General features: G+C 68.8%; 10 protein-coding genes. 1 reads left to right on the top strand and 9 read right to left on the bottom strand.

Annotation, left to right across the window (positions count from 1 at the left end; genetic code table 11):
• Positions 1 to 313: 313 nt before the first annotated feature.
• A complete protein-coding gene (locus tag AB0E24_RS24305; protein WP_069867805.1) occupies positions 314 to 1,102 on the bottom strand; it encodes a helix-turn-helix domain-containing protein in 789 nt (262 codons plus the stop codon).
• 85 nt (positions 1,103 to 1,187) lie between these two features.
• Positions 1,188 to 1,925 (bottom strand): helix-turn-helix domain-containing protein, encoded by a 738-nt coding sequence (locus AB0E24_RS24300; RefSeq protein WP_231981256.1) that lies wholly within the window; start codon positions 1,923 to 1,925, stop codon positions 1,188 to 1,190.
• Between the two features lie 732 nt (positions 1,926 to 2,657).
• Here AB0E24_RS24300 and AB0E24_RS24295 point away from each other — a divergent pair.
• Positions 2,658 to 3,599: a hypothetical protein gene (locus AB0E24_RS24295; protein ID WP_079260701.1), complete on the top strand. Its 942-nt coding sequence runs from the start codon at positions 2,658 to 2,660 to the stop codon at positions 3,597 to 3,599.
• Between the two features lie 32 nt (positions 3,600 to 3,631).
• Here the strand turns inward: AB0E24_RS24295 and AB0E24_RS24290 are convergent, their stop codons facing one another.
• From AB0E24_RS24290 to AB0E24_RS24260, 7 genes are all read right to left on the bottom strand, one after another.
• Entirely contained in the window at positions 3,632 to 4,993 is a 1,362-nt protein-coding gene (locus AB0E24_RS24290) for a class II 3-deoxy-7-phosphoheptulonate synthase (protein WP_283883699.1), read from the bottom strand.
• A gap of 46 nt (positions 4,994 to 5,039) precedes the next feature.
• Positions 5,040 to 5,969: an AurF N-oxygenase family protein gene (locus tag AB0E24_RS24285; protein WP_069867807.1), complete on the bottom strand. Its 930-nt coding sequence runs from the start codon at positions 5,967 to 5,969 to the stop codon at positions 5,040 to 5,042.
• 73 nt (positions 5,970 to 6,042) lie between these two features.
• On the bottom strand, positions 6,043 to 8,154 hold the full coding sequence (gene pabB, locus AB0E24_RS24280; RefSeq protein WP_359379813.1) for an aminodeoxychorismate synthase component I: 2,112 nt from the start codon (positions 8,152 to 8,154) through the stop codon (positions 6,043 to 6,045).
• Complete coding sequence (locus tag AB0E24_RS24275) at positions 8,154 to 8,984, bottom strand: arylamine N-acetyltransferase family protein (RefSeq protein WP_359379810.1); 831 nt, start codon at positions 8,982 to 8,984, stop codon at positions 8,154 to 8,156. Before AB0E24_RS24275 ends, pabB begins: the two co-directional genes overlap by 1 nt.
• Before the next feature lie 14 nt (positions 8,985 to 8,998).
• Positions 8,999 to 9,826, bottom strand: a complete 828-nt coding sequence (locus tag AB0E24_RS24270; protein WP_359379807.1) for a 4-hydroxybenzoate octaprenyltransferase — start codon at positions 9,824 to 9,826, stop codon at positions 8,999 to 9,001.
• Positions 9,827 to 9,905: 79 nt separating this feature from the next.
• The gene (locus AB0E24_RS24265) at positions 9,906 to 11,075 is read right to left on the bottom strand and encodes a cytochrome P450 (RefSeq protein WP_069867811.1); all 1,170 of its coding nucleotides are present in this window, start codon (positions 11,073 to 11,075) and stop codon (positions 9,906 to 9,908) included.
• Between the two features lie 177 nt (positions 11,076 to 11,252).
• On the bottom strand, positions 11,253 to 12,290 hold the full coding sequence (locus AB0E24_RS24260; protein ID WP_231981258.1) for a polyprenyl synthetase family protein: 1,038 nt from the start codon (positions 12,288 to 12,290) through the stop codon (positions 11,253 to 11,255).
• Between the last annotated feature and the right edge of the window lie 142 nt (positions 12,291 to 12,432).

Below are 12,432 nucleotides of genomic sequence, written 5' to 3'. Positions count from 1 at the left end.
AGACCCGGGGCAAAGCCCCCGCCCGAGACCCGGGGCAAAGCCCCCGCCCGAGACCCGGGGCAAAGCCCCCGCCCGAGACCCGGGGCAAAGCCCCCGCCCGAGACCCGGGGCAAAGCCCCCACCCGAGACCCGGGGCAAAGCCCCCACCCGAGACCCGGGGCAAAGCCCCCACCCGAGACCCGGGGCAAAGCCCCCACCCGGAACCCGGGGCCGGGACACAACCCCCACCCGGGGTCCGGGGCGGAGCCCCGGTTACGGGGAGGGGCGGGGAGGGGGACAGCTCGCCGCAGGCGGCAAGATCCGCCGGACCCACCTAGCCGCGGCCATTCGGCTCCGCCCCCGGCGTAGGCGGGAGAAGCCCCAGCTCAGCGGCGCGAACTCCAGCCTGAAAGCGGGAGTTCGCGCCGAGCTGGGACATGATGTCGGCGACATAGCGCCGATAGGTGCGCACCGAGACGGTGAGTTCACGGGCCGCGACCTCATCGGTGACCCCGGCCTGGAGGTACCTGAGGATGCGCCGGGCGAACGCGGCCCGGGTGCGGTCCCCGAAGACAAACCGCTCCCCGGCCCGGAAGGCGTCCTTCCAGATGGACTCGAAGAGCATGCGCAGCGAGTGCAGCAGCTCCGCCACCCGGATCACCGAGGTCCGCCGGCCGGCCGCCGACTCGGCCACGACCAGCGCCACGCTGTCGTCCACGATGAGCGCCTGGAGCGGCGGCATATGGGCCACCCGGATGGCCACCGGCCGCTCCCGGCCCAGCTGTTCGCGGACGAAGTCGTCGTCCAGCAGCGTGGGCGTGGTCAGCAGCCGGATCGTCACGCCCTCCTGGGCGCCGTAGAGCAGACCCCGCTCGACCTGGTCGCCGCGCCGCTGGAGCCGGTCCATCCTGGACGGCCGCCGCGCGTGGATGATGTCGATGCTGGTCCTGGCCTCCTTGACGAGGCCACCGGCCGTCTCCAGCACCACGTCATAGGCGTTGTCGACCACGGTGATGAGCTGCTCCTGGGAGCTGCGGTCCCGGTGCAGCGCGACCATCGACTCGATGCGCGCCTTCGCTTCCAACAGGGCCTTTTCGAGCTCGTCCTCGCGCCAACCGGACATGCCAACCATCCCCCTGAAGATATGGATCAGCGGGCCGCCGCGGTCCCCGTGGCGGCCCGGTCCCGACAGCGTTGTGTCGTCGCCCTCAGTCGGCGAGCAGGCCGAGCTCGACCGCGCGCGCCCCGGCCTGGAAGCGGGAGCTGGCGTCCAGCTCGCGCATGATCTCCGCGACATGCCTGCGGTAGGTGCGCAGCGACACATTGATCGCCCGCGCCGCGGTCTCGTCGGTGTGACCGGCGCGCAGGGCCTCCAGAACGGTCCGGGCGAACTCGGTGCGCAGCCTCGGCGCGAGCCCGAGGTGGTCCGCCAGCTTGCGGCCGCGTGACCAGGCACCGGCGAAGAGGAGCTCCAGGGCCCGTACGGCGCCGATGTCGTTGACCACGGCGACCTGCCCCTCCGGCTCCTGGTCGTGGGTCTGCACCAGCGCCGAGGCGCCGTCGACCACCACGATGCCGCGCAACTCGCTCTGCGAGACGCGGACTTCGGGGCGCACCCGGGTCAGCGGGCGCAGCCGCTCGGCCACCCCCTCGGCGGCCGGCACATTGCACAGCATCCGGACCACGGCCCGGCTCGGGGTGCGGTCCAAGGCCCCGATCACGGCGTTCTCGAAGGCGCCCGCGCCGGTGAGGGTCACGGCCACCGAGTACCGGGCCCCGCCGATGAGCTGGGCGAGGGAGTCGCCGAGCCGGGCGCCGTCGGTGCGCACCACCGGCGAGGGCGTCGTCAGTCTGCGCGAATGCAGCAGCACCGTGGACTCGATCAGCTTGCGCGCCTGTAAGAGCGCCTGTTCCAGATGAGACGCGTGGTCCTCGGAGCGTTCCACCGTCTCATCGGCACCACGTGGATCAATACCACGTGGATCAATTGCCACACCCATCCCGAATCCCCCGTCGATTGGCATGCACCGGTTCGCCTCAGCCGCCATCCACCGAGCCATGAGAATTCACCCGAGCGGAATGACACCGTGCGTAGCAGTGTATTGGACACTAGATTGAGCCAACAGATTTGGTCAACCGTAAGCGAGTCAAGGCGCTCACCGGCCAAAGACCAAGTAAACGACCGTTTTTCATGAGGCGTGCACCGATGCGCCGCCGCTGTCAGGTTGCTGCGCACCGACCCTCTAAACGGAACCGCTCCCCCTCCTTTTCACGCCGAAGCGCATGCATGCGATCACGCTTCGCCACACCGCTGTCCTCTTGAGGTCAACGCCGCTCCCCCATAGGCACCTTGCTGCCTACGGTGATCAGGTGATGGCACGGCCCCAGGGGCCGATCGAGCACCTTACGCCACAGCAGTCCGCAATGGCCACATCAGCACCAGGCTTATGGATCGGCGCTATCGACTGAAAAGCGCCGCGAATTGGGTCCTTCTTTGTTGAGCGATGAAGAAAATAGCCGCGCAATAGGAATGAATTCGGCCAGCTTTCCGCTCCCCGCCCGTCCTGCCCGGGAACGAATCCGGCTCCCCCGCACGGCGGAGCCGGATGGTCCCGGAGAGGGAGGCGGCCCCCGGCACCGAGCGCGAAGATGATCGCATCGCACAGAAGGAGAGCTCGATGGACCGGTGGGACCGGATGGGGCGGCTGGCCGCGTACGGGGGCGCCGCCGCCATGGCCCCGTATGCCGTGATCAAGGTGTCGTGGGTGGTCGGCTCGCTGCTCGGCCTGGCACCGGTCGGGGCCGGGTTCGGACTCGCCGAATGGGTGGTGCTCAACACCGTGACGGTCGGCATGGCGGCCGTCGGAATCACCCTCGGGCTGGCCCTGGCCCGGCCGTGGGGGATGCGGCTGCCCGGGGTGCCACTGGTGTTCTGCGCCTGGGTCGGCGCCGGATTCCTGGTGTCGATGCTGCCGTACGCGGTGGCCGACTCGCTGCTGTCGGAGCCGGACGGCTCCGGGGGCGGCGACGACCCGCGGATGCCCGGCTGGGAGGCGGCTCTGATCCAGTTCGGCTTCATCGGCATGGGATTGGGCCTCACCCTGGCCCTCCCCGCCTATCTGCGCAGGCGCTGGCCGGAGGCGTTCAGCGGCCGGGGCGGCGGGCCCTCGCCGCTCGGCCGGGCGGCCGTGGCGCTCGGCGCCGCCGTCGGGCTGATGTGGCTGTACTGGGCGGCGGGCGGCACCGCCGGCCTCGCCCACCCCGACGAGGGCCGCACCACCTGGCGCCTGCTGTGCGGGATCTGCGGTACCTGGGCGCTGGTCGCCGCGTTCGCCGTGGCACGACCGGGCCGCGAAGGTCCCGGCCGGCTCCCCCGCTGGCTGCCGTCGGTCCTCGGCTGGCTCGGTTCCGGCTCGCTGTTCGCGTGGAGCGGCTGGAAGCTGCCCTTCACGCTGTACGTGGCGATCGCGTCACCCCCGGACGTCGTCCTCCCGGAGCGGCTGAGCCTCGCGATCACCCTGCACCTGTGCGCCGTCCTGGCGGGCGGCGCGATGATGTGGACCCTCACCCGGGGCCACTTCCGTACCCGCCCGGAAGTGGCCACCGCCCCGCCCGGCTGATGCCGCCGCCCGCGCGAGGGGGGCCGCGGCCTTCACCGCCGCGTCCGGCGCCATGAGCCGGTCGCTCCCGGGTTGAACATCTCGGCCACCCGGAAGGCCAGGTCAAGCGCCTGGCCACCGTTGAGGCGCGGGTCGCACGCCGACTCGTACCTGCGGTGCAGGTCGTCGAAACCCAGATCGGCGCCGCCGCCGACGCACTCGGTCACGTCCTCGCCGGTCAGCTCCACATGCAGTCCGCCGGCGTGGGTGCCGAGCGCCTCGTGCACCTCGAAGAAGCCGGCGACCTCGGCGAGGATGTCCTCGAACCGCCTGGTCTTGTGCCCGCTGGGCGCCTCGAAGGTGTTGCCGTGCATCGGATCGCACACCCACACCACCGGCGCGCCGGAAGCCGTGACCTTCTCCACGAGCTCCGGCAGCAGGTACCGCACCCGGTGTGCCCCCATGCGCACGATGAACGTCAGCCGGCCCGGCCGCCGGTCGGGGTCGAGGCGGTCGATCAGGGCCAGCGCCTGCTCGGCCGTGGTAGCGGGGCCCAGCTTCACCGCGATCGGGTTGTCGATGGTCGCGAAGTAGGCGACGTGGGCACCGTCGAGCTGTCTGGTGCGGTCGCCGATCCACAGCATATGGCCGCTGCCCGCGTACCTCCGGCCGGAACGCGGGTTGTGGCGGGTCAGCGCGGCCTCGTAGTCGAGCAGCAGTCCCTCGTGGCTGGCGAACAGCTCCGTGGTGCGCGACGGATCGCCGCCGCACGCGTCCTCGGAGGACAGCGCCCGGCCGATTCGGCCGGCGAGTTCGCCGTAGCGTTCACCGGCAGCCGAGCGTGAGACGAAGTCCTCGTTCTCCTGGTGCAGTTGGCGTAGATCGGTGCCGCCACGGGCGAATGCGCGCATGACGTCCAGGGTGTGACGCGAAGCGTCGTACATCCGAAGCAGCCGGGCCGGGTCCGGCCGTCGTTCGGCCTGGCTGAAGCCGATGCCGTTCACCGCGTCGCCCCGGTAGACCGGCAGCGTGCGCCCGTCGACGGTCTCGGTCGGCCGGGATCGGGGCTTCGCGTACTGCCCGGCCATCCGGCCCACCTTGACCACCGGCACCGCCGACGCGTACGTCAGGATCACGGCCATCCGCTCCAGGAGGCGCAGTTTGCCGTGAATCGCCTGCGTCGAGAGGCGGTCGAAACGTTCGGCGCAGTCGCCACCCTGCAACAGGAACGCCTTGCCCTCCGCCGCCCGGGCGAGTTGCGCGGTGAGCGTGTCGCACTCCTGTGGCGTGACCAACGGGGGCGAGGCCGCCAGGCGATCCGTCACATCGCCGAGCTCAGCCGGGCTGGGCCACTCCGGCCGCTGATGGGCGACGAGTGTCCGCCAGTCCGCGGCGGCTTCGCCGGTGAGGGTCAACGTGGTCTCCGTCCGCTTCTCATGGCTGGGCGGTGCGGGGGGGCGGTCAGCGCCGGACCATCTCGACGAGGTCGTGGCTGATGCCCAGGTCGTCGAGGAGCAGTTGCAACGGTCCGGTGTCCCGCGCGGGCGCGGGACGGGCCGCGGCCCACTCGCTCAGCTGATCGGTGTCGATCTCGAAGCCGCCCTGGGCCGCCACGGTGACCCAGGGGTCCAGGTCCGCGGAGCGGAACGCGGTCAGCCCGGTGACGAGCGCTTCGCGGAACATCTCCCGCTGTGCGCCGTCCAGGTTCCGGTAGAGCGAGCCGCACAACTCGCGGAACACCACCGCGTGTCCGCTCTCGTCCCGCCGGTGCAGATCGGTGGTGATCCGGTTCATCGGCTGGATCTCCTCGGCGGTGGCGAGCGTGGAGAGGAAACCGCTGATCGTCGTCTCGGCGGCCAGGGAGAACGCGATGTCGACGATGTCGCGGTCGAACCCGGACAGCCCGACGCGGACCGCCTCCAGCCCCCGGACGACCGACCAGACGCCCGGCGCGAACCGCACGTCCTCCAGGCCGCGCCGCCTGCGGGTGACGCCGACGGCGTTGTGGCACATCAGGATGTGGTAGTGCTCATCGATGATCGTCTGGTGCAGCGCGTCGACGGCGATGTCGTCGCGGCGGACGGGGATCCGTTCCTGGAGCATCAACCGGCAGGCCGGCAGGATGATCTCGTCCTCAATGGCCGCGGTCTTGGCGTTGTAGGAGATCCACGCCGCGGACAGGATGCGCTCACGAGCGTCCCGGTCGAGCCGGTCGGCACCCGGCAGCGCCAGCACCGGGACGAGGTGTTCGGGGAAGTCCGGCAGCGCCGCGTCGAAGTGACCGTCGAGGTCGAGCTCGTCCTTCTTGACGGCCACCCGCTTCCCCCAGCGGCGCGTCAGCTGCACCAGCAAGTCACGCTCGTACTTGGGCTCTTCACGTGCCGCGGTCATCGGGAAACCTCCTTCATGGGTTCACCACAGGAATCGGAGCCAGGAGTCGATGACCGGTACCCCGTCGCTGTGTTCATCGTGGGGAGCCGCCCACGTCCGACACCGTCGGCGCACGCCAGGCGCGGAGCGACGCCGCCGCCTTGAGCAGCATCTCCTCGTACTCCTCATGCGGGTCGGAGTCGAGGACGATGGCTCCGCCGGCTCCGATGGACAACCGGTCACCGACGCGGACCGCGGTACGGATCACGATGTTCAGGTCCGTGCCGCCGGAGAGGCCGAAGTAGCCGAGGGCGCCGGAGTAGACACCCCGGGCCTCCGTCTCCAAGCGGTCGATGATCTCCATGGTGCGCAGCTTCGGCGCCCCGGTCATCGACCCGCCCGGGAAGGACCGCCGGGCGCAGTCCATCGCGCTGGCCCCGTCGGCGAGCCGTCCACGGACGGTGGAGACCAGTTGGTGCACGGTCTCGTAGCTCTCGACGGCCAGGTACGGGTCGACGTCGATGCTGCCCACCTCGCACACCCGGCCCAGGTCGTTGCGCAACAGGTCGACGATCATCAAGTTCTCGGCCTGTGTCTTGGCGCTCGTGGCGAGGGTGGCGGCCAGCTCGGCGTCGCGCACCGGGTCGGCGTCGCGAGGGGCGGTGCCCTTGATCGGCTTGCTGGTGACCGTGCGGTCTCTCTCGATGCGCAGGAACCGCTCCGGCGAGGAGCTGAAGACCGTGACGTCGCCGAGGCGCAGGAGCGCGGCGTACGGTGCCGGGTTCGCCCGGCGCAGCCTCAGATAGAAGGAGGTGTCGTCGTCATGGAACGGCATGTGCAACTGGTTGGTCAGGCAGATCTCGTAGCTCTCGCCCCGGTTCAGCTGCCGTTGGCACTCCGTGATGTCCGCCAGGTACTGGCTCCGGCCGCGGCCGAGGTACTCCTCGGCGTTCGGGGGCGGGCCGGCGGCGGGTTCGCGCGGCGGCTCGGCGTCGGCCGGTTTCATGCCTGTCAGGAGCGCGGACGTCCGTTCCACCCACTCCTGCGCGTCGCGCCGGGTCTTCTCGTCGTGGACGGCCACCAGGTAGGTCAGTCCCTCCTGGTGGTCCACCGCGATGACGCGATCGGCGAACATCCACATGGCGTCAGGCGTTTCGGCGGTGTGGCGGGCGGTGGCCCCGCATTCGGCTTTGAGCTCGTAGCCGAAGTAGCCGACGTAGCCGCCGGTCAGGTCGAACGGCAGGTCCGAGTCGGGTATGCGCCGTTCGCGCAACCGCTGTTCGAGGACGTCGAACACGCTGCCGGGGACGGTGTCGACGCCGTTCGCGTCGCGCACTTCCACCGCCCCGCTGCCGGTGCGGTAGGTCAGGACCTCGCTGAGCGGGCCCGATGTGTCACCGAGGAACGAGAACCGGGACAGGCCCTCCTCCACCCGGCTGCTGTCCAGCCAGAAGCAGTACGGGGTGTTGTCGAAGAGCTTGAGGAAAATGGCCTCGGAATCGGCGGCGGTCGGCACGACCGTGCTGATGATTTCCAGTTCCTCGACCGCGCCGGGCGTTTCGTCGGCCGGCGCGGTGACGGCGATGGTCTCGGTGCCGGACGGCGGTTGTCCGTGCTGCGTACGGCGGGTCAGCCGGGTCAGTTGGGCGAAGTTCTGAAGGATCTCACGCCCGTACTGGGAGGCGACCGACTCGGGGTGGAACTGCACGCCCCACTGCGGCAGATCGCGGTGCCGCAGCGCCATGAGCACACCGTCGTCCGCCCAGGCGGTGGCGATGAGTTCCTCGGGCAGCGGCTCCCGCACGCACAGCGAGTGGTAGCGAACCGCGACGAATTCACTCGGAACTCCGGCGAACAGCGGATCTCCCTCGTGGGAGACCTTGGCGAGGTGTCCGTGTCTGGGTTCGGGCGCGGCGACCACCGACGCTCCGGCCAGGTGCGCGATCATCTGATGGCCGAAGCAGACGCCCAGCACGGGCAGGGTGGCGCGGCGCAGCAGATCGCCGAGGAGACCGACGTCACGGGCGTTCTGCGGCCGTCCGGGGCCGGGTGAGACGACGATGTTGTCGAAGTCCTCCAGCCGCAGGCTGGACAACATCGGATCGTCGTTGACCATGACGACGGGTTCCTGGCCGTTGATGTCGGCGATCAACTGGTACAGGTTGAAGGTGTACGAGTCATAGTTGTCCAGCAGCAAGGTACGCATCACGGACCGTCCAAGATTTTCCTGAGCGCCTGGACATCACCCGGTTCCAAGGTGATCCCGAAGATCTCCTCGGGAGCGGAGAGCGTCTCGTCCTTGTCGAGTTCCCGGAAGGTCGCCGGCTCCCCGGGACGTATTTCCGTGAGAGTGCTGCCGGCGAGGAGGTGCCTCACTTCGGGCTGGGTGCGCTGGAGGACCATCCGGTGGTTGAACGGCGAGCGCGGGTGAGTCAGGCAGAAATGGTTGAGGAGCTCGAAGTCCGACGGATAGCGCGCGTCGGTGGTGAAACCGTAGAGCTCTGCCGGTCCCTCCGGCCGCAGGAACCGCAGCACATATTCGCCATTCGGTTCCCGCACCAGGTCAAAGGGCCAATCGCCGTCCAGCCGCGAGTTCTCGGCGAGGCGGATGGGGACATGCGGTCCGTATGCGCCGAAACTCACGTCGAAGAGCCAAGGTTCGCCGTCGAGCTGCACGCACAGGGCGACGTGGAGCGCGGGACCGAATTTGTTCCCGGTGCGGATCCGCGTTCTGCCCGCGAACGCCGAGAACGTGAAGCCGATCCGGTCCAGCACCGCCGCCACCAGGACGACCTGTTCCAGGCACCAGCCGCCGCGGCCCTGTCGCACGATCTTCTCCTGGAGGCTGTCCAGGTCCAACGGCACCGTCGGCCGCCCGAGCACCGCGTCGAGGTTGTCGAAGGCGATCGCGTCGACGTGGGCGGCGTGCAGACCCCGCAGCGTGGCGAGGTCCGGAGCCACGTCACCCTGGTAGCCCACGCGGGTCAGATAGGCGTCCAGGTCGACGCCGCTCCCCTGCCACATCGAATCTGTCACGCGTAGCTCATCCTTCATGTGAACTGCCCGGCGACCACGGCCGCGAGAATGATCCAACCGAAGTAGGTATTGGCGACAAAGGCGTCCCAGCACGATTTCGGATCATCCAGGTCCACACGTACGACCAGATAGGACAGGAAGATTGCCGCGCCCACGACGATCAGGTAGAAGGCCCACCCGATCGACGCCTGGGAACCGGCCCACAGCACGCCGCCGACGCTGACCACACCGAAAATCGCCAGCCACACCTTGGTGGCCTCACCGAACAGCAGAGCGGAAGACTTGACACCGATGTTCCGGTCGTACTCCTTGTCCTGATGGGAGTAGATCGCGTCATGAATCAAGGTCCAGAAGGCCCCACCGGCGTACAGGCAGTACACCTCGAGCGGGTAGTCGAAGCTCCCGGTCACCGCCGTCCAGCCGATCAGCACATAGACGCTCATCACCAGCGCCAGGAACGCCGTGGGCCAGAAGAAGATGCGCTTCATATAGGGGTACGCCACGATCAACGGGTACGAGGCCCCGGCGACCAGGGCCGTCTCCACGTTCGCCACCGCCAGGATCAGCAGTGCGACCACGCCCTGTGCGGCGGCGAACAGAAGTGCGTTCCCGACGCTGATCGTCCCCGACGCGACAGGCCGCGACACGGTACGGGCGACCCGGGCGTCGACCTCCTTGTCGACCACATCGTTGACCGCGCAGGCCGCGCCGCGCACCAGGACCGCGGCGACAGCGACAACCGCCACCGTCAGCAGGTCCGGTCGTCGCCCGGAGGCGAGGACGACGGCCCACAGCCCTGGAAGCAGGTAGAGCACGTACCCCGTAGGCCGGTCCAGCCGCATCAACAAGAGATATGCGCGGGCTGAATCCGGGCTCTTCGTGACTACGCCGGTAGATATCTTATGCAGCATCAGGATCCCATCACCATGTCACCGGAAGCTGGATCAACCCGCCGATCAGCGTGTTGTGGCGCAGCCCCAACTCCTCCACACCGACAGCCAGACGCATGGTGGGGAATCGCGCGACGAGCTGGGTGAGCACCACCTGCAACTGCATCCGGGCCATCATCGCGCCGACACAGGAATACGCGCCGCGCCCGAATACGAGGCTGTCCGTGGTGTCGCGAGCGATATCGATCCGGCCGGGGTCGGCGAAGGCCGTTTCGTCATGGTTGGCCGCGATGATGTTCAGCATCACGAAGTCGCCGGTCCGGATGGTGACTCCGTCGATCTCGAAGTCCGTCAGCGCATAACGGGGCATGCCGCCGTTGTGCGGGTTCGGCATCGACATCCGCAGGGTTTCCTCGACCGCGCCGGGAATGAGGTCCGGGTCGTCCAGCAATGCCTGCCACTGCCCGGGGTTGGCCAACAGCAGCGACACACAGGTGCCGATCCGGGCCACCGTGGTCTCATAGCCACCGAACAACAACAACGCCGTCAGTCCGAGGACCTCGTTGTCGGTGATCCCCTCGCTCGCGCAGATCCTGGAGATCGCGTCATCGCCGGGATTCTGCCGCTTGTCCGCGACGAGTTGCCGGCAATAGCCGAACAACTCGCCCAGTCCCTGCTTGGACCTGACCGGGTCCCCGACGTTGGCGGCGTCCTGGGTCCAGCCGCCGAACTTGTCCTTGTCCTCCTGGGGCACGCCCAACCACTCGCACATCACCTGAATCGGCAGCGGCAGCGCCAACGCCCGGCGCAGGTCCACCGGTGTCTTCTGCTCGGCCAGTTCGTCCAGGAGTCGCCCGGTCAGTTTTTCGACGTGGGGCCGCAGCTCCGCCATCCGCTCGGGTGAGAAGTGCGGCTCCAGCAGCGCACGCAACCGAGCGTGGTCGGTGGCGAAGTCGCCCAGCAGGTTGGCGAGAAGCGCCGACCCGGTGTCCTTCGCGGCCTCCGGATCGGGATTGGAGCGGCCGAGCCGGTCGTCGTCGAGCAACTGCGCCACCTGGGCATGACCGGTGACCAGCCACGCCTCGTCGCCCTCGGCAGTACGAACCCGATGGACCGCGCCCTGGGATTGGAGCGTGCGCAGCCCTGGCGCGAGTTGCAGCACATTCGTCTGCTCGAAAGGCAATTGAGCTGGGGTACTCACTGACGGCCTCCGCCGGAATCGAGGTTCAGACCACCTGGTCGAGGACGATCACGATGTACGGGAACTCGTCGCCCCGGTGTGCTTCGACCGGGGATGACGGGCGGGGCCGGGCTGTCGTGGGTGCTGGCCATGATCATGTACTCCGATCCAGATGGTGTCCCTGTCGGGAGTTACGGGTCATGGCGTGCGATTGACGATGCGATCGAACAAGGCGGTCAGTTCGGTGGACGCGGCCGGGGACAGCTCGGCCTGTCCGAGGTACTCCAGAGCCGAGTCCAGATGGTTGCGGGACAGCCGCTCGGCCGTGTGCCGGCCACCGGATTCCTCGACGAGGTCGGCCATCTCCTGGAGGTGCGCCTCCGTGGTGCCGTCGGCGTGCCACAGCCGGCGCAGTCGTTCGCCGGCCGGGCTGTCGACCGACAAGGCCGCCAGCACCGGAAAAGTCGGGTTGCGCCGCAGGATGTCGCTCCGGACGGGCTTGCCGGTCACCGTGGGGTCGCCCCAGATGTCCTCGACGTCGTTGAAGATCTGGAAAGCGAGGCCCAGATGCCTGCCCGCGCCGCGCAGGGCGGCCAGGACGTGCTCGGGCCTACCCGCCCGCAGTGCGGGCGTCACCAGTGCGCACTCCAGCAGGGCGGACGTCTTCTCCTCCACGATGCGGTCGTACTCCGCGATGCCGGTGTCCGGACCCAGCCGGACGGTGAGCTCGCGAGCCTGGCCCGCGAGAACCAGACCGATGGCTTCGGCGAACACGCTGGAGATTTCCGCACGGCCGGGGCCGGGGTCGTCGACGACCATTTGCAGCCCGAGAGCCTCCAACGCGTCCCCGGCAAGGATGGCCAGACTGGCGCCGAACACCTTCCATGCGGCCGGGCGGCCGCGACGCAGCTCGTCCGCGTCGATGATGTCGTCGTGGATCAGGGTCGAGTTGTGCAGCAACTCCAGTGCCGCCGCCTGGCACCGCACGTCCTCCGGCGGCAGGCCGACTCCAACGGCCGCCAGCATCATGAGGGCGGAACGGGTCAGCTTGCCGCCCTCCGCACTGCTGGGGTCACCGTGTTCGTCGATGAAGCCGAGGTGGTAGGAGCAGATCCGGGCCAGGGTCGGCTCCAGTGCGGAAACCTGCTGCCGCATCACGGGCGATACCGTGGATTGCACCATCCTCGGCGACAGGAAGGCTTGGAGTTCGGTCGACGAGGTGTCGAGTGCGCTCATCGGGATTCTCCTCCGGTCGCGCGCCTTCCCAATTCCTGGTCGGAACCTACGCGCATGGGGTTCGCGAATTGCACCACTGAAAATCACTGTGCTGGATATGTTGCGTAAATACCTTCTCAGCCCTTGCCCCACCTCGCCGCGC

It is taken from the genome of Streptomyces malaysiensis subsp. malaysiensis (assembly GCF_040653035.1).
GTDB classification, from domain to species: Bacteria; Actinomycetota; Actinomycetes; order Streptomycetales; family Streptomycetaceae; genus Streptomyces; species Streptomyces malaysiensis.
Note: the sequence above shows the minus strand (reverse complement) of the source record. Positions and strands in the feature narration are given on the sequence as shown.